This window comes from Pseudoalteromonas aurantia 208 (assembly GCF_014858725.1).
In the GTDB taxonomy this organism is placed as follows: domain Bacteria; phylum Pseudomonadota; class Gammaproteobacteria; order Enterobacterales; family Alteromonadaceae; genus Pseudoalteromonas; species Pseudoalteromonas aurantia.
The window spans coordinates 167,772-193,502 of the sequence record NZ_AQGV01000009.1 but is presented as its reverse complement, the minus strand read 5'-3'; the positions used below and the strand labels follow the sequence as shown (position 1 = coordinate 193,502).

The window sequence follows — 25,731 nt, the reverse complement described above, 5'->3', positions numbered from 1 at the left end:
TCATATTATGCGCTTGCGACGCTTGTTGGCTTTTGCTTGACTGCTGCCCTTACTTTGAACGCTACTTGCTGTGCTAATGCCCCATATGAAGGAAGTGAGTAGGTTTACTACCGTTTAAGTTTTGGCTTTTTAATTTTTAACATAGATAACTAAATTTATCTTTTATTTTCTCCTAGGGGTATAAAGTGGGGTGTTACCACTTTTTACTCTGTTAATAACTAAATAAAAACAATGGTTTAATCTTTGTGCGGGCGGCATGATGTAAGCGGGTTTTAACCCAAATATCTGTAGTTCAAATCATGTAATAAAAAGCCCGAATAGCAATATTCGGGTTTTTTATTGCCCAGTCTACACTTACAACTCCCTTTTTTAATTGTTATTAAGCGCTAATCACTAATCTAAGTAAGCGACTAAATAAACTGCAAAAGTGGTGTGCACTGATTGAGCATCATTAAGGCTGCTCACATATAATGTTTGAGATTGTCATGTTCGCTGAAGGTTGCCTTGGTATAGTTTTTAACTTTTATTGTCATCTTTGACTGCAAGCGTGGACATTTTTATGTTTATTTTAATTAAAATAAATATAATCAGTGCTTTGTTTTTATTGCTATTTTAGTAGGGCGTAAGGTTTGATTGATCCAGTAATACTGGTATTGACTTTAGTAATGGTTGGGCAGGTGTTGTTAAGCGTTCCAGTATTACTTGGGAAGGTGAAGCATTTACCTGTGAATTTACCACTCGCATTGTTTCTATTAGCATGTGGTGTTTTAGCCATGGTGCCGATTGTACGTATTCAATTTTTGGAAGAGTATCAGGTTTTTAGTGCATTGGCGTTTCCTACTTTTTTGTTGTTATGTCCGTGTTTATGGCTTTATGTTGAAGGAATAACTTCGCACCAGCGGTGGAAGCCAAACCGAGGTCATAGCCGCCACTTTGCATTGCTTTTACCTGGATTGTTAGTGAGCGCGATGATGTTGTTTCTATCAAAGGAGGAACATACGGCACTATTTATTGATGATCTGGATGCGACAACCCTTATCGGGATTGTTGTTAGTATTAGCTTGTTAGTCATTATGGTACTTTGGCTCGGGCAATGTATTTATACCACTTACCTTATTGCGCGCCGTTTAATTCTTTATAAAAAGAGATTAAAAGATACTTTTTCAAATCATGAGGGAAAAGAGTTAAATTGGCTGCTTTTCATAGCGGGGAGTATTTGGCTTTTGATCCTGTCGACCGCCTTTTATTCTAATATAATGAATAGCTTGCTATTTAATGTTAGAGCTGAGGCTGTGTTGTCATTGTTATTAATTTGGAGCGCGGCTCATTATGGTTTGCAGCAAAAATCTGGCTTACTGGAATATGAGGAAGAGAGTGATCGCGAATTGTGTCAAGGTGAGGATAGGCTAGAGTGTAACGAACGCGCTGAGGCAATAAAGGTTAATAAGATAGCGTTAGCAGAGAGAGAAAATAAAAAGTATCAACGTTCAGCGCTGAGTGTTGAGCAGGCTAATCGAATTGCTATCAAAATGAATGAGGTAATGAAAACCGAAGCGCTATATTTAGATTCGACATTATCGTTACAGAAACTATCACGGCATCTTACTATTTCACCAAATTACATTTCTCAAACACTCAATGAAACGTTATCAACAAACTTTTTTGATTTTATTAATCAATGGCGTATTGAAGCAGCTAAGCCTAAAATTTTAGAAAATAAAAGTACCATCTTGGAAGTGGCACTTGAAGTTGGATTTAATGCTAGGTCTTCCTTTTATAAAGCATTTAAACAAGAGGTGGGGTTGAGCCCGAGGGAGTTTCGCAAACAGCATTGTTCATCATTAAAAGCTAGCAAATAGAGAGAGCTTGAACTTTGGAGTTAATAGGGAGGACGCTGTTTATTGAACGACTTAGATGATGAAATATGCGAGCAGTCTAGTAAAATAATAAACCGCCAACTAATAGGCAACAGTCATTTCGCGATATGTTTGGCTGTATCTTAATTAGCCCTACTTATGGCCAGTTTTAGTATTTTGTGGCACCTTGATTTGCAGCTTAGAAAAGGCCATTAAATAATGATCAAACAAAATGAAAGGCTTGGTGAATAGGGTAAAAATAGAAAATGAAGGACATGGGCCTTATGTGTATTTTTAAGTGCACATCGATTAAAAAAATACCATGATGCAGGCGAGAAAATACATTCAGCAAAGTAGAGTGATGGCTTTGGAAGCGCTATCCCAAAAAGGTAAAATATTAACTTTATTGCTAAAAATGAAAAAATCGGTAGTAATGAACTTAGTAACTTAGTAACTTAGTGTCGCTGAACTTGAATTGTGCCTATAATGGGTTCTTGAGGGCAGCAATTATAAAGTACAGTTTACTGATGAGAATGTGATATGCAGATTGATGAAATTACTAACCGTATCTCAAACGCGATGAAAGTGAGTAGTGAGCAAGAACTTTCAAGTGTGAGTGTGGTATTTAATAGTCATGAGGTTGAAGAAAAAAAATTGAAACAAGCCCTGACTTTATTTGCGGCCAATGTAGAGCGGGTAAGCATCTGGTTATCAAATGAATCATATTATGTAGAGATAAACTGGTAAGTTTATCGTGAATAGGCTCAGAGACAGTTGTCTTTTAGTCAGTTATTTTACGTATTACTAGATGTAAAAGAGCCTAAGCGTTTGCTTGGGCTTTTTTACATTCAAGCGTATCGCCTTATACGACGGCTCCATTATTTTAAAAGGAGTTCAGCCACTTCTTTTTTTGCTGAAATTCTCAAAGTCATAAAAAGCTGGGTTTGATTGATATCGGTTAAATAATCTAAGGTTTTAGGTAATTCTCCAATGTGTTTAAACTGGTTTTCTGCAAGCGAGTACGACCACAATTGTAGGTCATCGTTAACGCCATAAAGCGTATTGTTTTGTATTACAAAGCGATAAGTATCGCTACCTTGATTATTCAGGGCGTCAATGATTGTGTCTTCAATAGGTCCGGAACGCCAAAATCGCTCCATATGGTCTAGATAGACAAGCGTACCATTGTCACTCTTTACAGCCCAATAAACAGGTTTATCGGTGAGGATCCGCATTGTCGAGTCGGTTAAATTAAGCTCTGCAAACTCTATGATACCTTTTACTCTTACGAGCGCTAAAGCCTTATGCGCATCGCTGTCCCACTGAAAAAGCTGTCGTACTTGAAAAGGGAAGACATAAGGGTGATGTTCTGAATTAAGCTCGACTTTTACTAAGGTATTATTGGCATTAACCAACAGGCTCTGGCCATCGGCTGACCAATCAATACCATAAATATAGGTGTCCATAGGGAACTGACTGAGTTGTCTTGAGTGGTTGCCATCAGTTAACCAAATTTGATCTTCACCAGAGCGTTCAGAACGGTAGGCTATCAATTCACCATGAGGCTGTTGCACAGCATTTGCTTCTCCGACGTTGGAGCGTTCAATAATGGACGGGTCGTTTTCTTGTGCTATTGGAGACAGTGATTTTGTGGCGATATCACTGTCGTAGTATCCTTTAATGACTAACATACGCTCCCCATTCGGATGGAATATGGGCGTGCCCATCGGTTCATCCAAAGGTAAGCTTACTTGACGTACTTCACCATCATAGCTCAAGGTAAACAATTGCTTACCCGTACTAAAAACGAGTTGTTCTTTAAGCGGGGAGAAGTTCGGGGTAATAAATCTAAAGCTTTTTATGCCAGGTGGCTTTTTAATGCGATGACTGGAAATAAGGTGTCCATCAGTGGCTAAGATTTTTATATAGTAATGACCATCCTCATGCACCGTGGTGACTGCAAAGAGGTTGTCAGCTACAGAGTAATCATAATAGATTATGTTTCCACTTGTGAGTTCATAGATAACTTCAGTGGTATTGTCACTGACGGAATAGTTAATTAACTTCCAACGATCTGACGTTTTTTGTAATAAGGCGATGGCATTATTATTTAGCCATCTTGGCGTTCTTATTTCTGAGTTATTGCATTCCATCATTTGACGGGGCGATTGAGCAGACTTAATGGCTTCGTGAAAATCCAAACTCATAAGCTTATAGCATTTTTTTTGAGTGATAGGTTTGCTGCAGTCAATTTTTTGAATAAAAGCCAATGTTTTACCATCATGGGAAAAACTATGGCTACCAAATGTATCTAAGTTTTTGGTTAACCGAAATTCTTGTTGTGTTTCGATATTTTTAGCCCAAATATTGTTAACGCAGTAGGCTTGCGAATAACGATGAAAAACAATGTATTGGCCATCCGGTGAATAAATACCTGCGCTTTCTTTATTGTCGGTAGCGGTTAATGCGCGCAGCTCAGAAAAAGAGAGTGTTGGGCGTTGCTGAGCAGTATACGAGAAGTATCCGATAGTCATGAGCATGATGATGCAAAGCATAAGTGGTAGAGAAATGCGCTTCAAGCGTGATAAAGGGTGTGGATCATGACTATGTTCGCTTGGTTCGTCATGTACTGTGTGCATGCATTTGACATCAGTAATGGGCGATTTACTCACTAATGCGGCATCAGTGTGATTGTCTTGTATGGGACTTGGGTTACTTACCTGCCATGTTGTGGGTTGAGCATCTTTATGCCACTTTACTTCACATTCTAAACTGTATCCTTGTTTGGCATGGGTTTTAATATAAGCCTGACCTTTACCATCATCCCCTAATGCTTTTCTCAATTGTGCGATACTTCTTTGGAGTGTGTTAGTGGATACAATGGTATCTTGCCAAACAGCGCTTAATAGTGCGTCATGGCTGACAACTTGGCCTTGATTCTCAGCTAAGTAGGTCAAAACAGCTAATGCTTTGGGTGCAATGACTTGAGGTTGCATACTTTTGGTAATTTGATTTCTAGAAACGTCAATAAAGAAGTCACCAATCCAATATTGCTCTGCCATATAGCCTCTATTAAGAAAGAAAATGAATAATTAAAATGTACATTTAACGAAAAAGCACTTTAGCATACTTGCAATTACTACCAAGTTAAATATTGCAACGGTTTGATATTAATGCGATTTTATTTGGTGGCACGGTGTTATGCTAACACTAAGCGTTTGACGCAATACCGATTAAGTTTGTTGGTACGACACTATTACGTATCATTTAAAAGTAATCTAACATTCTGAATATTAAGGGGGTGTAGTCCCGCACTCTATATTCAAAAGGTTACCATTAATAAATTATCATTGCAGGTTAAAGCAAACTGGAAAGAAAAGGGGTAATACAATTCATATTGATATGATCAGTTTGGTTGCGATGTTAGGGTATTGATAATAAAAAAGAGGGGTATGATAAGTGGCTAGCTGATAGAGGATGTGACGGCTAGGTGTTTATTTGTACTAGTTGTATATTTTTTGTTGTTTTTTGTTCCTTTTATCTGTAATTTTGAATTGGGGGATATGAAAATATTTATATCCAAGGAAAAATAAAAGGAATAACAAATGAATATCAAACTAAAAAAAACGCAATTAAAAACCTTGACCAAAGATAGCACTGCAATTGCAGATCATATGACACCGAATATAGCTGGTGGTAGCAGTTACCAATCTTATCGCTGTCCAGTTGAATCACAAGCTTGTTCAGCTGATTGCTTTTCGGCACCAGGGCCTGATCAAGTGTGTAATATTACAGGTATCTGTTAATTCATTTACTAAGGTTTGGGCAGCTCAATAGAGCTGCTTTTTGGTAATAAAAGTGGTAATACTCGAAGGTAAACACACGATCACACTGGGGATCAATTTGCAGTACATACTCAACCCATACTAAATATACTCATAGACTTCTCGTCTCTTTTTTTCTACCTTATCTCTATACTTGCAATTTAATCGACTAGGTTACATTTATTTGCAAATACGTACATTTACGTCATGTATGGATAAGCTAATTGATGTTTTTATAGTGCAATTGTTATTAAGTGTTCTAAATGGAGCTTTTATATGCCTCTCATTCGTATGATATGTATCATTCTTTTTGGCTTGTTGGTTAGTGCGTGTAGTTCAGTGCAACACACACAAACGGGGTTCTTAGAAGATTATCAATTACTTAAACCAAATGAAGAATACCCTGATGTGTTAATGTACCGTTCGCCTCAACTGAATAAAGCGCGAATGCAGCAAATCAAAACCATCTACTTGCCGAAGTTTGAAGTGTGGCTAAACGCGAATGATAACGCAGAATTTTTATCGATTAATCAATCTCATATAATTAAGTTAAGTCATTATATGCAATCTCAGTTGCAAAAGAAGCTGTCACCATATTACCAAGTCGTTACTGTTAAACCGTCGGTACTTAGCGAGAATACATTGGTTGTAAAAGGTGCCTTTACGAATATTGATTTTCAAGAAACATCGTTAGATGTGCGAGATTTTGTTCCCGTTAAGCTTGTTTACAACGCTGGTAAAAGCGCGTACTTAGCTGCGACAGAGCAAACCGAAGTGGTTACTTCAGTATCTTTAGAGTCAGCTTTCTATATTGCTGAGCAAATTGAACCTGTATTTATGATGACGGCCAGCAAGCAACTTGAAGCGGTCATTAAAGCGAATGGCGAAGAAAATGTCCAAGCGGTGAAAGCTATATTGGATATTTGGGTTAACAACTTTGTTAGCAGTATGACAAAAAATAAAATGGCGCAAAACTAGGAGCCCAATATGAATTATAAACGAACTAAGCACGTGTTGTTTTCCGGCATTTTATTAGCAATGGTCAGCGCATGCAGTGAGCAAGTGACTCAACAGAGTGACGAACCGGTACTTAGACCTGTGCGAGTGATGACTGTGGCTGTTCATCATGATGGTCCTCTGCAAGAGTTTCCTGCAGTGGTGGATGCGGCAAATACGGCTGACTTATCTTTTAAAGTCGCGGGAGAAGTTATCTCTTTATTGTTCAAACAAGGAGAGGAGGTTCAAAAAGGCGACGTGATTGCTCAGTTGGACGATACCAACTATAAATTAGCCTTAGATGAAGCTCAAGCAGCATTTGATAAAGCTGAAGCTGATTTTGGGCGGGCAAAGCAGCTCATAACTTCGGGTACTATTTCTCAGGCGGATTATGATCAGCTAAAAGCACAGTTTGCCAGTGCAAAAAGTAAGCTGGCAACAGCGAATAATAATTTGGACTATACGATGTTGCATGCCTCGTTTAGTGGGGTGGTGGCACGAACACATATAGAAAAATTTGAAGAGGTGCAGGCGAAGCAAACAATCGCAACGTTACAGGATATCGAGCGTATTAACCTAAAAATTAATGTGCCAGAAAGTATGATGGTGAGAGTATCAAAAGAAACGCCAGCACAAATATTTGCTGAGTTTGCTGCGATACCTGGGAAACAGTTTCCGTTGAGTTTTGTTGAAGTAAGTACACAAGCCGATGATGTGACTAAAACCTATGAGGTGACATTGAGTATGCTTCCTCCTGCAGGCTATAACGTGCTCCCAGGCATGACAGCTCGAGTCATGGCCAGTGTACGAAAAGGTCAGAAAAACAAAATTTATGTGCCAATTAAAACGGTATTAAAAGATAGCAGCGGTAACTTTGTTTGGACAGTAACAAGTGTTGAGCAAGGTAAAGGAAAAGTAGTTAAAACACCTATAAATGTTGGTGATATTACACCATTTGGATTTACGGTAATTTCCGGTTTGACGGAAGGTGTGCATGTAGTTACTGCAGGTATGAGTAAAGTAACGCAAGGGCAAATTGTAAAATTCAGTGAGGGTGTATAGTGAATATAACGCGTTTAGCATTAGAGAATAACCGAACTGCGTGGGTTATTTTTGCCGCATTGTTACTATTTGGCTTATCGGCTTTTAATAACATGCCAAAAGATTATGACCCTGGTTTTATCATTCGTACTGCACAAGTGGTTACGCAATTTCCTGGTGCGAGTCCACAGCGTGTTGAAGAGCTGGTCACTGATCAAATTGAAAAGGTGGCGCAACAAATCCCCGAGTTAGACTTTATTACCAGTACTTCAAAAACGGGTGTGTCAATTGTTAGTGTGAATATCAAAGAAAGCTACAAGGATATGCGGCCTATTTGGGATAACCTACGACGAAAAATTCAAAGTATTGAAGGAGATTTACCCAATGGAGCGCAAACACCTATCGTAAATGATGAGTTTGGGGACGTCTTTGGCATCGTGATAGGTTTAACGGCCGAAGGATACAGTTATCGAGAAATGGAAGAAGTGGCTGAGCAAGTCAGAGATGCTTTTTTACGCCTACCAGAGGCGGCAAAGGTTGATATTTACGGTACGCAAGAGCAACGTGTATTTATAGAGTTTGAAAATACTAGATTGGCGGCCCTTGGGTTATCGGCAAATCAGTTAAAAGACCAATTGTCGGCGAGAAATATCGTTAATCCAGGTGGGTCATTGTATATTGATGATGAAACGTTAGCCCTTGAACCAAGTGGTAATTTTGAGTCCATAGAAGATATCGCACAAACGATTATAAATATTCCAGGCAGTGATCAAGTTATTTCTTTGGCTGATATCGCTAAGGTGTACCGAGATTATGTTGATCCGGCGAAAAGCAAAGTACGGGTAGGAACAGACTCTGGACTCACATTGGCTATCTCAATGCGGGCAGGTGGAAACAATCTAGCGTTAGGTGAACAAGTTCTTGAAAGTATACGCTATTTAGAGGGGGTTTACCCAATAGGGGTTGAGTTTAAGCTGTTGTCTTTCCTGCCACAAGAGGTGGAACAAAAAGTCAATGATTTTGTCTCCAACTTATTTCAAGCTATTTTAGTTGTGACCTTAGTTATGTTGTTTAGCTTAGGTTTTCGTACTGGTTTGATTGTTGCTAGCTTGATCCCCATGAGTATGGTATTTGGCATATTAGTGATGTCGTTCTTTGATATCTCGATTGATCAAATATCGTTGGCTGCATTGATCATCGCGCTGGGAATGTTGGTAGATAATGGCATTGTTATGTCAGAAAATATCATGGTTCAAATGGAAAAAGGCAAGCGAGCCATAGATGCTGCTGTGGATTCTGCCAACGAATTAAAAGTCCCTTTGTTGGTCTCTTCACTGACTACCGGTGCGGCATTCTTGCCAATCTTTCTTGCTGAATCATCAACGGGTGAATATACAGCCTCACTCTTTAAAGTTGTGACGATCACTTTACTGTGCTCTTGGTTATTGGCGATGACGATGATCCCGATGCTGTGTGTCTATTTTACCAAAGTGAATATTAAACAAGATGTTAACCCATACGCGGGGGGGATTTATAGTAGTTACAGGCGTATTCTATATACGCTACTGAAGTTTAGGTGGCTAACAGTTGCCGTTTGCATTGGCATGCTATTGTTGGCCATTCAAGGGTTGAAGTTAATTCCAAATGTTTTTTTCCCTCCCTCAGATCGCGCTTACTTCAAAGTTGAGCTGGAATTGCCTGTAGGTACACGGTTGCAGACGACTGAAGCATTGGTTTCTGATATGGAAGGTTATTTACAATCGCAACTGCAAGTGAATGAAAAGCAACCAGTAGGTGTCACTAAATGGGTAAGTTATATCGGTAATGGTGGTCCTCGCTTTTTGTTAACACACACACCAGAGTCAACAAGTTCAAATTACGCTCTGATGATAGTGTCAGTGACTTCTTATAAAATCATCGATGAAATGATGGCGAACATTGAAGGCTATGCGCTAGCACGTCACCCTGATTTATTACTGAAGCAGCGGAAAATTGAAAATGGCGCGCCTATCGCAAACCCTGTTGAATTTAGAGTGTCTGGTAGTGATACCGCGGAAGTAATGCAAATTGTTGCCCAGTTAAAAGATAAAATGCGACAAACAGCTGGTTTGAAGTCAATTAGCGATGACTGGGGGATGCCGATAAAAAAACTACAGATTGATATTAATCAAACAAGAGCACGCAGAGCGGGTGTATCAAGTAAAGATATTGCGACATCACTGCAAACCGGCTTAAGTGGTTTAGAGCTAACGCAGTATCGAGAAGGGGATGATATCATTCCCGTTACTTTGCGCTCAATTGCAGCAGATAGACAAGATATTAGCAAACTTGAGGCGATGGTTGTTTATTCACAATCATCTGGAAACTCGGTTCCGCTTAAGCAAGTTGCCGATATTCATGTGGTATGGGAAAACGCGCAGATATTCCGTCGTGATAGATTAAAGTCAGTGGTCGTAGGTGCACAAGTTGAAGGGATCACGGCAAGCGAAGGGTTTGCTGCAATTACTCCTTGGCTAGATGAGCAAAAGCAACAGTGGCCGTTTGGCTATGATTATGCGCTAGGTGGTGAAGCTGAGTCATCGGGGAAAGCAAATCAATCCATCGCAGATAAGCTACCAATTGCAGTTCTAATTATTGTTATATTGCTAATCGGTCAATTTAATTCACTTCGCAAATCGGCAATGGTGTTAGCCACCATACCACTTGGGTTCATAGGTGTTGTTGCAGGGTTGTTGATTGGCCAATCTTTCTTTGGCTTTATGACATTGTTAGGGGTTATTTCTCTCGCTGGTATCGTTATTAATAACGCGATTGTGTTGTTAGAGCGGATTAAGATTGAATTGGATGAGTTACCAGATTCACCCATAGAGGCCATCGTTAATGCAGCACAGGCGCGTATGAGGCCTATTTTATTGACGACTGCCACAACGGTATTAGGCCTGGTTCCTCTTTATTTAGGTGGAGGGGAAATGTGGGAGCCGATGGCATTGAGTATTATGGGGGGGCTATTGTTTTCAACACTATTGACGCTTGGTGTTATCCCCGTATTGTACGCACTGTTTTTCAGGCTACCTCATAAGCCGGGGTAGTGATTGTATTCTTGATGTAATTTTAATAAAAAATGAGCGCAAAGCGCTCATTTTTTCTGTATCAGTGCTCATACTTCGTATTTAACTTACTGTAATTACTCTTATTAAAAAAGGTATTATCTATTCAATGTGGTGCGCTAGATTTAGTTGATGGTATAACGGTGACGCTCTGTCATTCACTAGGGGCTGTTGATCTTTTAGGTTCATTTTTGCAGCAGTTTGATTGGCTTTTATACAAGGCAGAGGCTGCGTAGCATGGTTATTCCATGTGAGTCAGCCGATAACATAGTAGAAAAGCCAATCAAACGCTGCCTACCGGTTCTTTTGAGCACCCCTTTCTCTTTGTTGCTTAATATTCGCTTAGATTACTAGGCCACATATTAAGCGCCGCGATAAAAGCATGCTCAAAGAGAACAAAAAATAGAACAGCAAAGATCAACAGCCCTTAATACAGGCGGCAATTTATTGGAATATTTAAATGTGTGACGTGTGAATATTTTTCAAACTTTACGCTGTCTATTTTATGGTAAGGTAATATTTGCGTTTACACATACGATGAACATGTAAACGCAAGTAAAGCTAAGTAAAAGCACAAAAAGTTAAGTTTTCGTTCAGTAAAATTTGGGCAAACTGACTGTGTTAGCTTAATAGGAGAAAGAGATGAACAAACTATGTTTAGTGATATTAATGACTTGCTTTCCACTTTTTGTAAGTGCGGGTGAAGTGTCAATAAAGTGGTTAGATTTCAATGACTATAGAGATGTCAGACCGGCAAATGAAACAAAAGGTGCATTCCATAAACGTGTGCAAAGGCAACTAGATAAGCATGTAAATAAGCTCGTCACGCGCTTACCGCAAGGGTATAAATTAAATATGACATTTGAAGATATCGACCTTGCAGGCGATGTACGTTTTAACATGCATGATATCCGGGTTATAAAGTCGATTCATTTTCCTCGCATGAAGTTAACTTACAAGTTAACCAATAAAGCGGGTGAGGTGCTTACTCAAGCTGAATCCAAAGTGATTAAAGATATGGGTTTTATGGACAGAGTTCGTATTGGTCGAGACGAAGTATTGTACTTTGATAAACGATTAATAACAGAATGGTTTAAAGAGGATATTGAATCATATATCCAACAATCCTGATATGTACACGTGTTTTTTGAAAGTGATAGAGCTGAGTCTCTATCACTTTTGCATTTTGTGGGGCTAATTGAAGCGAGCGCTTTTTTGGTCGTGCTCGTTAATCGTCAGTAGTGCATTAATGTCGACATCGTCAATTTGTTCTGGCGGTAAGAATTGACGTGCGTAATCTAGATACACTCCACTGGTAATAAACAACTCAAATACATCAATATCAATATGTCGCTGGATAGCCATGGTATGCAGTATTTTCAGTGCCACGCTTAGAGGTTTGGCTTTTTTGTATGGTCTATCGGCCGCTGTTAGTGCTTCAAAGATGTCAGCTAAGGCTAAGATCCGCTCGGGTATAGAGAGATCCTCTGCGGACAGTTGCCGAGGGTAACCATCGCCTCGCATTGTTTCATGATGCGTTGAAGCGATACGTGGCACATTGGCCAATTCAGGAGGAAACGGTACGCTATCGAGTATTTTTATGGTGCTTATAATATGTTCATTGATTTTAAACCTATCTTCAGCAGTAAGTGTACCCCGAGATATACACAGATTATATATTTCCCCTCTATTGGCCAGGTTATCAGGAACCGACATTTTAATATTAAAATGTTCAGCACACTGATAAGGTTCAAGTCGTTCGACGATATGTATGTTCTTATTTGCTAATAATGACTCTACCGCAGGGAGTTTTGAGGGGGAGGATCGTTGATAGCGAAGTGCTTCTAATGGTGCTAGGCCTAGACTATCATCAAAATGACGCACCCAAGTTTGTGCGGCCAATGCGTGTATTTTTGCCTTGTCAGCGTCACACATAAACTCACTGCCAATATTGGCGTTCGCGATAAAAGCGAAGTCGTCAAATAGCTGTTGTTGTGCTTGTGCTTTTTGGTGTGCATAGTTAGTGGAATGTTCAGGGTCTTTTGCTGATAAGGTAAGGTATTTTATTTCCGCATCGCGATATAGCACCTCAAAGCGCATTCTAATTTCATGAATACGATTATAAATACATTCAAGTTTTGATCCTTTATCTACGATATGCTCTGGCGTGGTTATTTTTCCACAGTCATGTAGCCAAGCTGCAGTTTTAAATTCTCTCCATTGTTGCGCATTATTAAAACAGAAGTGCTTAAAGGGTTTAGCATGGCTATCACACGCAGCTTGGGCCAACATTTCACCTAATTCAGGCACTCGTTTACAATGTCCAGCGGTATATCGTGATTTTTCGTCAATAGCTTGCGCTATCAACTTAATGATAGAATCAATTAAATTGCGCTGCGCGTATTCATGACGTTTGAGTTCATCAGCCATACGCTTCATTGCCAATGAGAGTCTCGTTACTTCGATGACTTTACTGGGGATCACTTTAACCTGAGAATAATCATGAGCTCGAATAAAGTGAGTCATTTCAAGTAACTCAGTAATGGGTTTAACAATAGGCGATGCACACAACCAAGTCAGTGGTAATAACATCGTAACAACGAGCAGAGTAATGAGGCTGCTGGTGGTGACACTATGATAGACTGGTGCAAATAAAGTTTGTTGATCGATAACAAAAACAATCAATTGCTCTGATGACATCGCACTTTTAAGCATATCAACATAGATTAATTTCTTCTTACCTTGATGGATAAAGTGGTGCAATGCGCCAAATTGTGTGCTTTGCATCGTATTGATATAAGATAAGTAAGGTACAATTCGACCAATTTCATGACTATTCGCTTCTTCATTAAGCCACTTTTCATCGAGTCGAGCTAAATAGTCAGGACTGAGATGAGCAATCGCTAAATTAATGAGTGGCATCAATTCTGCTTTGTTGTGTGAAAGTAGTAAGTGAATGGAAGATTTCACATTTGCCTGAGCAAATGAAAATGCATTACTGACCTTGAGGCCGCTAAGCGCATATTCATTGAGTAAGTTACGTACGATTATATCACTTTCAATACCGACATTCGCTTGACCATTTAGCACTGCGTTAACTACATCGATGGTCGTGTTAACTTCAAGGATCTCTATGGTAGGGTAAGCATCTTTAATCTGTTGAATAACGGACCAACCTTCAGCAACTGCCAATGTTTTACCACCTAGCTGTGCAATAGAAGTAATATCTATAGCGTTGTTGGGCCAAATTAAAGCAAATTTTAGATTACCATAAGGGTTACTCACTATACCGAGTTGCTGATTTTCTGGATTATCAAACGTGGCGTTTAAAGCGTGGATATTGCCTTGTTTAAAGCGATGAATGAATTCAGGCCAGCTATAACCGTTGATAAATTTAACATCTAGCTGCAGTAATGCAGCAACTTGTCTCATAACTTCTACCGCATAGCCGTTTGGTTCACCCGTAACGGCATAATCAACTGGAAACCAATCCGTTTCATTAGAGAGGGTTAATGGCGAATGACGTGCGATAATCTCTTTTTGCTGGTGAGTGAGTTGCATCGGGGGCATGGGCGTCATTTGCGCTTTATTATTTAATCGATTGGTGGCGATGATGTCCCCTTGTGGTTTTATCAAATAGGCTTCACCAGCAAACCCTTTGACTTGGCGCTCTAGGCTACCAGCTAAAGCATGAAGAGGAATATCAAGGCCAATAACACCGTTTTGGTTGAGCAACTTTCTAAAGTAAGTAACACCGGGTATTTGGGTATATTGAAATAAATAAGGCGTGCTTCGCTGACTTACGTTTTTAGCATTAATATACCAAGGGCGTTTAGTGGGGTTATAATTTGTTGGTTCAATACGTGTTGAGCTCAATTCGAATTCGGTATTAAAAAATGACAGTTTACGCTGATTTGGACTACGTAGCCCATCAATGTGCATGATCACCCAGGCATCGTTTTCTAAGGCCCGATAACTTTGTTTTAGGGTTTTATTTTTGAGATTAATGACCTCGAAAAAGCTCCCACTGTCGTTTGCAAAGTAGATACCCTCCACTGCAGGGTTAGTAGCGATGAGTTCTGCGAGAAGGCGTAATTTTTGTGAGTCATTTAGCCGTTCTATATTGGGTGTGAGTGCCAACATATCAACCATTCTACTTGCCGCTAAATCATTTTGATGAATTGTTTGCTTTGCGCTCGTGGCAAATAGATCAAACTGCTGAACGGTTTGCTGCTCTAACTGGGCAATACTGTTGTAGTACTGCAGTGTAACTGTGAGGGCGGCAACAATGCTACAGACCACGGCAAATAATGTGACGACCGTGATCCGTACAGAGAAGCGCCAATGCTTACGACGTTGCATAGTCCTTCCGTGAAAATATAAATTGATATACCTCACATAGCGTAGATGGATATTTAATGATTACCAATAAACACTTGAAGTTGTTAACGGAATCTTTTTAGCGGGGTTTTGCGTAACTGGGAAGGAAGATGAAAAGGCCTAGCGGCCTTTTACGGTATTAAGCGACTAACAATGACTATTTAAACGTAGCAAGCAGCTTTAATAAGTTTTGTAATTTAGTGACCGCAAGGGTGAGCTTGTGTTGATCAAGTTCTTCGTGATGACTTAATGCTTCAACATCGGCGGCAACATCTAACACATAAGGCTTAAATCGCTTCGCTTCAAAAGTAAAGCCGGCTTCTTCAGTGAATAAAGCTTTAAATTTACCGTGACCTTGCTGCTGCAACTCATCTAATTTTTTGTCTGCATCAAGTGCTTGACGATAAACCACTTTTAAATTTTCATTGAGTTTTTCAATAACAGCGTGCATATTTTTCCTAAAGTTGTTGCTTAAACGGCCGATAGTCTACGTGGATTCACTTAAAAAGTCAGGTATATGCCAATGAATATTTCTGGAAATAACCTTCCTGCGATGTCTGGAGCAGGCCCTAGTGGCGAAGTTTACAGCGCTTCTCTGGCCAAAAAGCAACAGCAAGCAGATGGTAAAGCTGCCCTTGCTTTGATTGAAGCCGCAGGGTCAAGTGCTAGCGCACAAATCCCCGCAAAATCAACCACAGCAACGTTAGGTAATAACATTAATACATATGTGTAAACAATGAAGTTACTGTAGCTGTAAATCAATCGGTGTCTTACTTGTTTTGCCACCGATTTCTCTCACAAGCTTAGGCATTAGAAATCCGGGTAATTCTTCAAGCATGCCCGCCATTATCTCTCGCGCATGGGCTTGCTCAATATCAAAATGGCTGGCACCTTCAACTTTATCTAATACATGTAGATAGTACGGTAAAATATGCGCTTCAAATAATCGTTCACTTAATGCGACTTGTATGTCACTTGAGTCATTTATACCTTTTAGTAATACAGCTTGGTTTAATAAAGTGACGTTTGCGGCTTTGAGCATTGTCATCGCGTCGATAAAGTCATCGTCAATTTCATTCGCGTGATTAATATGGTTAACGAAGATCACTTTTAAGGGGCTAGCAGCGAGGCGTGTACAAAGCTGAGATGTTATTCGACTCGGTATTACCACGGGTAACCGACTGTGAATTCGGATGCGTTTTAATTGGGGAAGTTGTTCCAGCTCATTTAATAGCCAATCAATTGTGTCATCTTTGGCCATAAGCGGATCACCACCACTGAGAATCACTTCATTTATTTCAGGGTGTGCTTTAAGGTAATCAATGCATTCGAGCAGGGTTCGCTTATTGAGCTGATTCTCTTGGTAAGGGAAATGCCGTCTGAAACAATAGCGACAATTTACAGCGCAACCCGTTTTTAACATCAGTAAAAGACGAGAGCGATACTTGTGCAACAATCCTGGTTGGGCACTTTGTTGCTCCTCTAAAGGATCTTTATTAAAACCAGCCTTGGTTAAAAACTCCTTATGTAGAGGCATCACTTGTAGCAATAGAGGATCACTAGGATCACCATAGCGCATCTTTTTGATAAAGGGTAAAGGAACTCGAACTGGAAATAAGGACCTAGCTTCCAAGTCATTTGCATTAAAATGTGCCTCTAAACCCAGCATTTTTACTAGTGATTTAGGGTTTGTGATCACATTTGCCAATTCTTTTTGCCAGTTGCTCTGCAAATTTACTTCATTTGTTTGTATCATTAGCAAGTTTACTTACTCGAAAAAGACAGTTAGAGGATACGATGGCGAATTATAGCACCAACGAGTTCAAGGGCGGCTTAAAAATTATGTTAGATGGTGAACCATGTGCCATCTTAGAAAATGAAATGGTTAAACCAGGCAAAGGTCAGGCGTTTAACCGTGTTAAGATCCGTAAATTGATCTCTGGTAAGGTATTAGAAAAAACCTTTAAATCTGGTGATTCAGTGGAAGGTGCTGATGTGATGGATACAGAATTAGCTTATCTATATACAGATGGTGAGTTTTGGCACTTCATGAACAACGACACATTTGAGCAAATTGCTGCGGATGAAAAAGCCGTTGGTGAGAATGTAAAGTGGCTCGTAGAAAATGATGTATGTACCATTACATTGTGGAATGGCAGCCCAATTGCAGTCACTCCCCCCAATTTTGTTGAACTAGAAATTACAGAAACAGACCCAGGTCTAAAAGGTGACACTGCCGGAACGGGTGGCAAGCCAGCGACACTTTCTACAGGTGCCGTAGTACGAGTGCCTTTGTTTGTGCAAATTGGCGAAGTCATTAAAGTTGATACGCGTACTAATGAATATCAAGGTCGTGTTAAGTAATACACGATATTAATGATAAAAATCCTAGCTTTGGCTGGGATTTTTTATGCACGTAAATAAAGGAAACATCATGTCTGATAATATGTGGGCCCCGAGTTGTGAAATTCAAACACTACAGGAACGAGCCAAAATACTCGGAAAAATTCGTGCGTTTTTTAACGTACGATCCGTGATGGAGGTTGAGACGCCAAGCTTATGTGCTGCCAGCGTAACCGATGTTCATTTGGCGACTTTTACCACGGAGTTTGTTGGGCCGGGAAATAGCACCGGATTGCCTCTGTATTTACAAACATCTCCTGAGTTTGCTATGAAACGGTTGCTTGCCGCAGGCAGTGGGGCTATTTATCAAATAGGCAAAGCATTTCGCAATGAGGAGTCGGGTAAACACCATAATCCTGAGTTTACGATGTTGGAGTGGTATCGCCCAGACTTCGACGAGTTTACTTTGATGGCAGAGATCAATGACCTGATGATACACATTCTTAATTGTCAGCCATGTACGTCGATTTCTTACCAACAAGTGTTTTTGGATATTATAGGTATAGACCCATTATCGGTGAACTTAGATGAGTTGAAATCGATAGCAGTAAAGTATGGTTATGCTGATATAGCTGATACTGAAACGAATTTAGATACTCTATTACAGCTACTGTTTTGCATGGAGATAGAGCCCAATATAGGTCAAAGAGCTCCTTGCTTTGTATATCACTTTCCTGCGTCGCAAGCTGCGTTGGCGCAGTTATGTACTGAGGATCCTAGGGTCGCCGGGCGTTTTGAACTTTACTATCAGGGAATGGAACTGGCGAATGGTTTTAATGAACTTACGGATGCAACAGAGCAAACGGCCCGTTTTGAACAAGACAATAAATTAAGAAATGAAATGGGGTTAACACCTGTTGATATTGATAAACGCTTTTTGGCAGCATTAACACATGGACTACCGCGTTGTTCTGGAGTGGCATTGGGTATTGATAGGTTAGTCATGCTTGCAACGAAGAAAGCATCAATTAAAGAAGTCATCGCATTTGATATAGCGCGTGCTTAGCGCGATATCAAATGCTATACAAAGCGTTCTAATTCATTTTGCGTTGCTTCAGTACGTAATTGTGCTTGTTGGCACTGCGTGACTGCATCATCTATTTGTGCCTTTGATTGTTGGCCTAGCTCAACAATTTTCTGCACGGTTTGATGAGTGCGATTTTGTGTTGCTTCCAGTTGGTGTACCGCACTAACAATATCTTCTAATTGTGCCTGATTCCGTTCAAATTCACGGCTCATATCAGTAAAGCCTTGAGACGTTTTACTGATCGCTTGCTCAGCTCCTTGAGAGTGGTTGATCAGTTGCTCCGACTCTTGGTTTGTTTCCCCTACTAGAGTATTCATTTGATTGATGAAGTCACTAATTTGCCGAGTCGCTTCATTTACTTTGACTGATAATGTTCTCACTTCGTCGGCAACCACGGCAAACCCTCGTCCAGCTTCGCCGGCACGCGCTGCTTCAATAGCAGCATTTAGAGCTAATAAATTAGTCTGATCTGAAAACTCTTCAACCATTTTTAAAATGCTACGAATGTTCTCACTATTTTCTTTTAACCCTGAGACCGTTGTAGAAAATTTACCGAGTAACGTGGTAATTTGCTTTACTTCACCGACCAGTGCAGCCAGTGAATTTGACGATGTTTTGACGAATTTTAAACTTTCAGTATTCGCCTGATAAACCTGATCTGTATTTCCAACAATACTTTGTAGGCTATGGGTCACCTGATCGCTGGCAGCAATAATGGAGTCACTGTTCTGTATTTGTTGGGCACCAAATTTGGCAGTGTGTTCCATTGAATGTGTGACATCTTGATTACTGCTCGCTGCGGTTTGAGCACTTTCGTATGTAGTGGCAAGTAATTGGCTCAAGTTATGGGTGAAGGTATTGTATTGCTCGCTCAGCTCTCTAAATTCATCATAGGTAAAGTGCGGTAATTTTGCATTGAGGTTACCCTCTTGACGGTTTATTTGTTGAAGTGTGTCTCGCATGGCTCGAACAGGACGAACGATTAAAAACCGCATATAGAATAAGGTGAAAATAAAGCCAGCAACAGCACCAAATGCCATTATCCAAAACCAGTTTAATGCTTGGTCATTATCATTGATTTCATGGTACAACCAAAACAAAGTGAAGATCTGAAAAGAAAAGACGAAACTGAGGTTGCCAAATATCTTGCGAGATAAAGTAAAGAAAAAAGATTGTTCGATTTGATTATATATACTCATATATAGACTCATTTTAGGCTCTTCACTGTGCCATTTTCTTTTATTATAGAACAGTGTGGATTATTTATTCATTGAACGCGCTAAAATCATTTTCGCATAACAAGGATAATTACTGAAAATACCGTCGACACCGAGATGGAGCATATCTTCGATATCTTGTTGCTTATCGACAGTATACACATAGACTTTTAGACCTCTTTGTTTTGCATCGTGAACAAACTCATGATTAATAAAGTTTTTATCAATATGAATACTATAGGCATTTAACTGTTGAGCAAATTGTGCATACTGTAATGGGATTGAAGCTGTCAGTGCTCCAATTTTAACCCAAGGCAGTTGCCGCTTTAACCACAATAATTGATGATGGTCAAAGGAGGATATGAGAAGTTGGGAACGTGTTAATGTGCCATCGCTAATGTTACGCTCAATGCATGATACAAATTTGTTTAGCTCAAAGGTATGTTTGAGTTCTAAATTGATAATTGTTCTGGTGCTTATGGTGCTGAGTACTTGCTGTAAACTTGGGACTGCTTCACCCATACCTGCGTCATATGATTGAATTGTTTCGAGCGAAGTTGTATTAACCTTCCCTTGACCTGAAGTGGTTCTATCTAACCAAGTGTCATGAATAATGGCGTAATTATCTTGGCAACTTTGTACATCTAATTCGATACCATCAACATTGGCTTGTAAAGCAGCCTCAATTGCACATAGAGTATTTTCTGGGTAATTGCCACTGGCACCGCGATGAGCAATAATATGCATTATACTTTTTTCCTTGTAACAGACCAAGTTTCAAAAAAAGCAGTGCTAACAACAAGTAAGCCACCAATTAAAGTTGCAACACTGGGAGTTTCTAGTAATAGAATAAAGGCCAAAAGCGTTGCATACAAGGGCTGTAAACAAGAAATCAACCCAGCGGTTGTTGCAGACAAATGGCGTAAACTACTAGAAAAAAGAGCGTGCGGTAGTGCCGTAAAGACTACGCCCGCTAATAAAATTAAATATAAGTCGATCTGTTCGAGCTCGACTGGGGGCACACTCACAAAAGCGCATAACATGACGCTGGCGACTAGCGTTTGATATAGCATAGTTTGTGGGCCACCATAATGAGAAAAATAGCGTTTTTGTAGTAAGTTCCGCAGTGAAAATAGTGCGCCTGAACTGACGCCTGTTACGATACCTAATGTAATCTGGTTCCCTAAACTGGCTTCTGGTACTAGCAGGTAAATACCACTTAATACGACAATGGCACACACAATATCTTTTTTCAGAATTTGTTTCTTGGTAAACAGGGGTTCTAAAAAGACGGTGATTACAGGGTAGGTAAAAAAGGCAATAATGCCAATGGTTATTCCCGCCATTTGCATACCTGCAAAATAGGTGAGCCAATGCAGGCCAACAACTACACCCAACAAGATGGCGACGAGATAATCCTGGTTGCTTTTAAGCTTAATGCGTTTACGTTGTACGATTAATAAGGCTGTGAGGGCTATAAAAGCAACAGCGGTTCGGTATACAGTGATATCGAGTGCGGATAGGTTAATTAATTTTGAAAATAATGCCGTACCACCAAATAAAAGTACTGCTGTGTGCAAATAAAGTAGGGATGTTTGTTCTGGGCGCATAACCAGTCTGTCTATTTTTATTTAGATTATTACGAACTAGGTGACCATTGTCACTAAACGTTTTATGTTATTTTTGATATGTTACTGACTCTTTGAATCTTAATAAAAAGTTGGGTTATGGAACCTGTCCTCCCTGTAGATAAAATGACACTTGCAGATCCGAGTAAGTTCTTTCGTAATCTTGGCCCGTTGATATTTTCATTGTTTTACTTTTTACCAATAATAGGCCAGTGGAGTGAGATAGGTTGGCAAAATTTACTTGCGCAATTGCTTATATATGTAGGTTTTGTTGCTCTATATTGTGCAGGTCTTCATACACCAGGAACTAAGGTTACGCCCATTATTATACTGATGTTGCTACTGACGAGCTGTGGCACGCTTGTTACATCAGGAACGAGCACTTTGTTTGGTTATATAGCGCCGTTGTGTGGTTTTAATTACCGGCGTCCATATAATTTCTTGATGTTGGGGGTGCTATTTCTCTTTATTTTTTTCAGTAGTGAGTTTTTAATAACCACTGAGCCATTTTATTTTTGGGCACCTTCGGCTCTCATTGCTGTTGGTTTATTTAGCTTTGGATTAATGGAGCATCGGGAGCGCGTCCATCGACTATTACACCAAAAAAATCAGCAAAAATTAGAGCAATTGGCAGCGATTGCAGAACGGGAAAGGATCGCGCGCGATTTACATGACACGTTAGGCCATTCTTTATCTAGCATTGCACTTAAAGCTGAGTTAGCAAGTAAGTTGTGCCATGCGGGGTTGCAAGAAAAAGCCAGTGATGAATCTCAACAAGTAGCGACTTTAGCGCGTGCGCTACTCAGTGATGTACGAGAAGCAGTATCTGGATTAAAGCAAGTTGGTTTATACGCGCAGTTGAATTTGCTAGAGCAGCGTTTGAAAGAGGCACAATTTAACGTGGTTCAGCAAGTGGAGTCAGTAACTATGGGGGCAGAGCAGGAGAGTGCTTTATGCTTTATCGCCAAAGAATTGGTGACAAACATACTGCGCCATAGTAACGCAAGAGAAGTAAATTTAAAATTAACTCAGCAAAACACTGTGCAGCTATGCATAAGTGATGATGGTAAAGTTGAATCTTTCACCCACGGGAATGGGCTTTCCGGGTTAATTGAACGAGCACATCAAGCCGGTGCTATTGTGGACATTAATATTGAACAAGGGTTCACTGTGAAGGTAGAGTTTTCAGGAGCTGTGGCATGATTAGAGTGATGGTAGTTGAAGATCAAGCTCTTGTACGCGGAGCGATCAGTGCATTGCTGAGCTTAGATCGTGATATTGAAGTAGTTGCAGAAGCGGCTGATGGGCTTGAAGCTATCAAGCATTTATCCGTTGTGACTCCTGATATTGTATTAACCGATATTGAAATGCCAAATATGACAGGGTTAGAATTACTAGAGTATATTCAAAAAAAGGAAGAGCAGTGTCATACGGTCATTATGACGACCTTTTCTCGTTCTGGCTATATTCGAAGGTCCATGGACAGTGGTGCAAGAGGATTTGTGTTAAAAGAAGCGCCAAGTGAGTATTTAATTAGCACTCTAAAAAAAGTCATATGCGGCCAGAGGGTCATAGATCCTGAATTGGCACTCACCGCTTTGGATGAAAAAGATCCGTTATCAAGTAAAGAAAGAAAAGCATTACGTTTGGCAAGCGAAGGGTATAAAACAGCAGAAATAGCCAATACGTTGTTTTTGAGTGAAGGCACAGTCAGAAACTATTTATCAGACGCGATCGCTAAGCTCAATGCAACGAATCGCATTGATGCTGCTCGAATAGCGCAACAAAAAGGTTGGTTATAGGGAAAATTGTTGCTAATTTGTACGGTTTGGTTTTGGTAATGTTAATTTAAAAGCGACCTTTTTATTAAAATACCTTTTTATTGGTATGTTTTTTGATAATATACTCATCCTTAATTCTTAACTATTAAGTGCTAGATGTTAGAACCAAAATTACTTTTACCAGTATTAGCACTCACAACTTCGGTTTGTGGGGTGTTTATGTTATTGAATTGGTTAATTCATCGCACGATTGCAGGCACCAAACAGTGGATGCTATTCGTAACCAGCGTTGCGATAGCTTGCATATTGATTTCTCAACCACAATTATCAGACTTTTGGCGTGTTTTTGTTGCTAATCACCTGATATTGCTAGGGTTGGTTTTTTTGACTCTTGGAACTGAACGGTTTTTTCAAATAAAGTCAAAATATTGGCCGTGGGTATTATTGTCGTTAATTCACCTCGCTGGATATATCTGGTTCACTTTTATTGATTCAAACTTCATAGTGAGAGTATGTTTAAATTATTTGGTTTGGGCATTGTCGCTCGGGTTATGTATTCATGCCCTTTTTCAAAGTAAAGTCAGCGAGCTCACGGAAGCAACTATTGCACGGTGGACATTTTTACTAGCATGTATTGGCATGCTAGTTATTTTTACGTTACGTTTATTGATGCTGGATGGATATCAGCCATCAGATAGCTTACAGACCAATAATTTTGGTAATCAGCTCTTTACCATAACAGTGATTGCAATCCCTTTATTACTCTGCTTTTCTTTGAGTTTATTATGTAGTAGTCGACGTGCCGAGCAGGTAGAACAGACAAAACAAGCGGCTGAAAAAGCATCTATGCTAAAAGGTCGCTATTTGACCTTACTTAGCCATGAATTAAGAACACCACTCAATGCCATTGTGGGTCATGCTGAAATGCTTAAAAGCGTACCTCGAGAACCCCTTAAACACGCCCAGTTATGCGATATTATCACTGGGGCTGCAATGTCATTATCAGATTTGGCTAATCAAGTGCTGTTACAAGCAAAAGGTGAGACCAAACCTCATGAGCTCGCGATTGTTGATATTCAACAAGTATCACAAGAAATTATTGATTTATTATCACCTTTAGCGAAAGAAAAGCACTTATCCGTCGCGTTAGATACAAGCGCATTGTCTATAAAGAGTTATTTAGCAGATAAGGAATCATTAACGCTTATTTTGAAAAATTTACTCTCAAATGCAATTAAGTATACGATTGAGGGGGGCGTTACTGTCACCGTTAAGTCTGAACAAGTAGGAAGTAACCATCACAGTGTGCAATTCTTTGTGTCAGATACGGGGGTTGGTTTAAACGATGATGATTTAGTTAATATTTTTGAGCCTTTTGTGACGGTGTCGACAGAGCAAACGGTTGCACAAGGGGCTGGGCTAGGTTTGTCCTTATGTAAGCAATTAGTTGAAAATATGAATGGAGAGCTGCAGGTTCGTAGTCAAGTAGGGTGTGGTACCGAGTTCTTTTTTGAATTGTTGCTGGAGCGAATTGACCCCACCATTAATATTGGCGTAACAGAGCGTTATACTAACCATCAAAATGGTCTGCTGGCTTGTAATATCTTGGTTGTTGAAGACAATTTATTAAACAGAGAAGTGCTTAAACATTATTTAACGGAATTAGGCGCACACTTTGTATTTGCTCATAATTTAGCACAGGCAAGTAAAAAAGTTGTTCAGCAGCCGTTCGATATTATTCTTCTAGATATGCACTTACCAGATGGTCATGGTTTATCCTGGTTTGTTGATGAGTTTAGCTTGATGAATTTATCAGTGTCGCCCACTGTGATTGCACTCACTGGAGATGCTGATGAACAGGCTCAGCAAGCTTATCTTGAACATGGCATTACGTATTGTATTAGTAAGCCCGTATCGCAAAGTACTTTATCTGCTGTGTTAGAACAAGTTTGTGCGGCTCAAAGCACTGAAGTACTGGATAGCGCACTAGTTGATGAAGACGTATTACGTCAATTAAGCACATCGTTGGACATCAAGTTTTTAAGTACCAAATTACAGTACTTACCAGACACCTTTGATTATGAGTTTGCTCAATTACAAGGCTTGGCGGATATCAAAGCGAACGATATATTGCATGATAAATTAATACACGTAGGTCAAGAGAGCAAAGAGCTTGGCATGATAGCGCTTAGTCAAGAGTTAAAGTTGGCGAGCGAGTTACTGCAACGAGGAGAAAAAATTGACTGGCAAGCGTTGCATAGTTTCGCTAAAGAAAGCATTGTTGCGCTTCAGGCAGTACACTCTAAAGTTGTAGCCTAAAAAATACAAACACGCCTTAAGTAGGGCTTTTATTCTAAAGCCTTATTCTTTTCTTACTAATATCCATAAAAACGCAAAATTACACTGGATTACAGTACCTATAATCAATAAAATCTACGCCGTTTTTCGTACTTTAAATTGAAACACACAAA

The 25,731-nt window shown here is 39.8% G+C and carries 20 protein-coding genes; 13 read left to right on the top strand and 7 right to left on the bottom strand.

The genetic code is table 11. The features are described 5' to 3' along the window. Window positions 1-629 precede the first annotated feature (629 nt). A complete protein-coding gene (locus PAUR_RS00810) occupies window positions 630-1,859 on the top strand; it encodes a helix-turn-helix domain-containing protein (protein ID WP_192505945.1) in 1,230 nt (409 codons plus the stop codon). Window positions 1,860-2,396: 537 nt separating this feature from the next. Continuing rightward, window positions 2,397-2,603: a hypothetical protein gene (locus PAUR_RS00805; RefSeq protein ID WP_119859938.1), complete on the top strand. Its 207-nt coding sequence runs from the start codon at window positions 2,397-2,399 to the stop codon at window positions 2,601-2,603. A gap of 131 nt (window positions 2,604-2,734) precedes the next feature. On the opposite strand, the gene PAUR_RS00800 is transcribed toward PAUR_RS00805, so the two are convergent. Further along, the gene (locus tag PAUR_RS00800; RefSeq protein WP_192505944.1) at window positions 2,735-4,918 is read right to left on the bottom strand and encodes a winged helix-turn-helix domain-containing protein; all 2,184 of its coding nucleotides are present in this window, start codon (window positions 4,916-4,918) and stop codon (window positions 2,735-2,737) included. Between the two features lie 543 nt (window positions 4,919-5,461). Here PAUR_RS00800 and PAUR_RS00795 point away from each other — a divergent pair. From PAUR_RS00795 to PAUR_RS00775, 5 genes are all read left to right on the top strand, one after another. Continuing rightward, window positions 5,462-5,662: a hypothetical protein gene (locus PAUR_RS00795; protein ID WP_192505943.1), complete on the top strand. Its 201-nt coding sequence runs from the start codon at window positions 5,462-5,464 to the stop codon at window positions 5,660-5,662. 294 nt (window positions 5,663-5,956) lie between these two features. Further along, on the top strand, window positions 5,957-6,658 hold the full coding sequence (locus PAUR_RS00790; RefSeq protein ID WP_192505942.1) for a DUF3313 family protein: 702 nt from the start codon (window positions 5,957-5,959) through the stop codon (window positions 6,656-6,658). Between the two features lie 9 nt (window positions 6,659-6,667). Then, window positions 6,668-7,738, top strand: coding sequence for an efflux RND transporter periplasmic adaptor subunit (locus PAUR_RS00785; RefSeq protein WP_192505941.1), 1,071 nt, complete (start codon window positions 6,668-6,670; stop codon window positions 7,736-7,738). Beyond that, window positions 7,738-10,806, top strand: coding sequence for an efflux RND transporter permease subunit (locus tag PAUR_RS00780; protein WP_192505940.1), 3,069 nt, complete (start codon window positions 7,738-7,740; stop codon window positions 10,804-10,806). The genes PAUR_RS00785 and PAUR_RS00780 overlap by 1 nt, the downstream gene beginning before the upstream one ends. A gap of 660 nt (window positions 10,807-11,466) precedes the next feature. Beyond that, entirely contained in the window at window positions 11,467-11,955 is a 489-nt protein-coding gene (locus PAUR_RS00775) for a DUF3016 domain-containing protein (protein ID WP_192505939.1), read from the top strand. 63 nt (window positions 11,956-12,018) lie between these two features. On the opposite strand, the gene PAUR_RS00770 is transcribed toward PAUR_RS00775, so the two are convergent. Both PAUR_RS00770 and PAUR_RS00765 read right to left on the bottom strand, forming a co-directional pair. Further along, window positions 12,019-15,186, bottom strand: a complete 3,168-nt coding sequence (locus PAUR_RS00770) for an HD domain-containing phosphohydrolase (protein WP_192505938.1) — start codon at window positions 15,184-15,186, stop codon at window positions 12,019-12,021. A gap of 175 nt (window positions 15,187-15,361) precedes the next feature. Then, window positions 15,362-15,655: a prephenate dehydrogenase gene (locus PAUR_RS00765; protein ID WP_192505937.1), complete on the bottom strand. Its 294-nt coding sequence runs from the start codon at window positions 15,653-15,655 to the stop codon at window positions 15,362-15,364. A 72-nt stretch (window positions 15,656-15,727) separates the two neighbouring features. Here PAUR_RS00765 and PAUR_RS00760 point away from each other — a divergent pair, with 72 nt between their 5' ends. Continuing rightward, window positions 15,728-15,937, top strand: coding sequence for a hypothetical protein (locus tag PAUR_RS00760; protein WP_192505936.1), 210 nt, complete (start codon window positions 15,728-15,730; stop codon window positions 15,935-15,937). A 9-nt stretch (window positions 15,938-15,946) separates the two neighbouring features. Here PAUR_RS00760 and epmB read toward each other — a convergent pair whose 3' ends face one another. Further along, on the bottom strand, window positions 15,947-16,960 hold the full coding sequence (gene epmB / locus PAUR_RS00755; RefSeq protein WP_192505935.1) for an EF-P beta-lysylation protein EpmB: 1,014 nt from the start codon (window positions 16,958-16,960) through the stop codon (window positions 15,947-15,949). A 41-nt stretch (window positions 16,961-17,001) separates the two neighbouring features. On the opposite strand from epmB, the gene efp reads away from it, so the two are divergent. Beyond that, window positions 17,002-17,568 carry an elongation factor P gene (gene efp / locus PAUR_RS00750; RefSeq protein ID WP_192505934.1) on the top strand — a complete coding sequence of 189 codons (567 nt, stop codon included), beginning with the start codon at window positions 17,002-17,004 and terminating at the stop codon, window positions 17,566-17,568. A gap of 70 nt (window positions 17,569-17,638) precedes the next feature. Beyond that, complete coding sequence (epmA, locus tag PAUR_RS00745; protein ID WP_192505933.1) at window positions 17,639-18,613, top strand: elongation factor P--(R)-beta-lysine ligase; 975 nt, start codon at window positions 17,639-17,641, stop codon at window positions 18,611-18,613. A gap of 14 nt (window positions 18,614-18,627) precedes the next feature. Here epmA and PAUR_RS00740 read toward each other — a convergent pair whose 3' ends face one another. Genes PAUR_RS00740 through PAUR_RS00730 form a run of 3 tightly spaced genes read right to left on the bottom strand, consistent with a single transcriptional unit; the run spans window position 18,628 to window position 21,461 of the window. After that, window positions 18,628-19,833, bottom strand: a complete 1,206-nt coding sequence (locus PAUR_RS00740; RefSeq protein ID WP_225738235.1) for a methyl-accepting chemotaxis protein — start codon at window positions 19,831-19,833, stop codon at window positions 18,628-18,630. Window positions 19,834-19,893: 60 nt separating this feature from the next. Then, window positions 19,894-20,598: a glycerophosphodiester phosphodiesterase gene (locus PAUR_RS00735; RefSeq protein ID WP_192505931.1), complete on the bottom strand. Its 705-nt coding sequence runs from the start codon at window positions 20,596-20,598 to the stop codon at window positions 19,894-19,896. Next, the gene (locus PAUR_RS00730) at window positions 20,598-21,461 is read right to left on the bottom strand and encodes a DMT family transporter (RefSeq protein ID WP_192505930.1); all 864 of its coding nucleotides are present in this window, start codon (window positions 21,459-21,461) and stop codon (window positions 20,598-20,600) included. Before PAUR_RS00730 ends, PAUR_RS00735 begins: the two co-directional genes overlap by 1 nt. Window positions 21,462-21,578: 117 nt before the next feature. Between PAUR_RS00730 and PAUR_RS00725 the strand changes: the two genes are divergently transcribed. The 3 genes from PAUR_RS00725 (at window position 21,579) to PAUR_RS00715 (ending at window position 25,579) form a co-directional block, all read left to right on the top strand. Then, window positions 21,579-22,682 (top strand): sensor histidine kinase, encoded by a 1,104-nt coding sequence (locus tag PAUR_RS00725; RefSeq protein ID WP_192505929.1) that lies wholly within the window; start codon window positions 21,579-21,581, stop codon window positions 22,680-22,682. Beyond that, window positions 22,679-23,281 (top strand): response regulator transcription factor, encoded by a 603-nt coding sequence (locus tag PAUR_RS00720; RefSeq protein WP_192505928.1) that lies wholly within the window; start codon window positions 22,679-22,681, stop codon window positions 23,279-23,281. Before PAUR_RS00725 ends, PAUR_RS00720 begins: the two co-directional genes overlap by 4 nt. Window positions 23,282-23,416: 135 nt before the next feature. Further along, window positions 23,417-25,579, top strand: coding sequence for a hybrid sensor histidine kinase/response regulator (locus PAUR_RS00715; protein WP_192505927.1), 2,163 nt, complete (start codon window positions 23,417-23,419; stop codon window positions 25,577-25,579). Window positions 25,580-25,731: the final 152 nt, after the last annotated feature.

Bases quoted from the DNA above. Each gene is read 5' to 3' on its own strand.
- PAUR_RS00805 (WP_119859938.1), top strand. From the start codon at position 2,397: ATGCAGATTGATGAAATTACTAACCGTATCTCAAACGCGATGAAAGTG.
- PAUR_RS00800 (WP_192505944.1), bottom strand. From the start codon at position 4,918: ATGGCAGAGCAATATTGGATTGGTGACTTCTTTATTGACGTTTCTAGA.
- PAUR_RS00795 (WP_192505943.1), top strand. From the start codon at position 5,462: ATGAATATCAAACTAAAAAAAACGCAATTAAAAACCTTGACCAAAGAT.
- PAUR_RS00790 (WP_192505942.1), top strand. From the start codon at position 5,957: ATGCCTCTCATTCGTATGATATGTATCATTCTTTTTGGCTTGTTGGTT.
- PAUR_RS00785 (WP_192505941.1), top strand. From the start codon at position 6,668: ATGAATTATAAACGAACTAAGCACGTGTTGTTTTCCGGCATTTTATTA.
- PAUR_RS00775 (WP_192505939.1), top strand. From the start codon at position 11,467: ATGAACAAACTATGTTTAGTGATATTAATGACTTGCTTTCCACTTTTT.
- PAUR_RS00770 (WP_192505938.1), bottom strand. From the start codon at position 15,186: ATGCAACGTCGTAAGCATTGGCGCTTCTCTGTACGGATCACGGTCGTC.
- PAUR_RS00765 (WP_192505937.1), bottom strand. From the start codon at position 15,655: ATGCACGCTGTTATTGAAAAACTCAATGAAAATTTAAAAGTGGTTTAT.
- PAUR_RS00760 (WP_192505936.1), top strand. From the start codon at position 15,728: ATGAATATTTCTGGAAATAACCTTCCTGCGATGTCTGGAGCAGGCCCT.
- epmB (WP_192505935.1), bottom strand. From the start codon at position 16,960: ATGATACAAACAAATGAAGTAAATTTGCAGAGCAACTGGCAAAAAGAA.
- efp (WP_192505934.1), top strand. From the start codon at position 17,002: ATGGCGAATTATAGCACCAACGAGTTCAAGGGCGGCTTAAAAATTATG.
- epmA (WP_192505933.1), top strand. From the start codon at position 17,639: ATGTCTGATAATATGTGGGCCCCGAGTTGTGAAATTCAAACACTACAG.
- PAUR_RS00740 (WP_225738235.1), bottom strand. From the start codon at position 19,833: ATGAGTATATATAATCAAATCGAACAATCTTTTTTCTTTACTTTATCT.
- PAUR_RS00735 (WP_192505931.1), bottom strand. From the start codon at position 20,598: ATGCATATTATTGCTCATCGCGGTGCCAGTGGCAATTACCCAGAAAAT.
- PAUR_RS00730 (WP_192505930.1), bottom strand. From the start codon at position 21,461: ATGCGCCCAGAACAAACATCCCTACTTTATTTGCACACAGCAGTACTT.
- PAUR_RS00725 (WP_192505929.1), top strand. From the start codon at position 21,579: ATGGAACCTGTCCTCCCTGTAGATAAAATGACACTTGCAGATCCGAGT.
- PAUR_RS00720 (WP_192505928.1), top strand. From the start codon at position 22,679: ATGATTAGAGTGATGGTAGTTGAAGATCAAGCTCTTGTACGCGGAGCG.
- PAUR_RS00715 (WP_192505927.1), top strand. From the start codon at position 23,417: ATGTTAGAACCAAAATTACTTTTACCAGTATTAGCACTCACAACTTCG.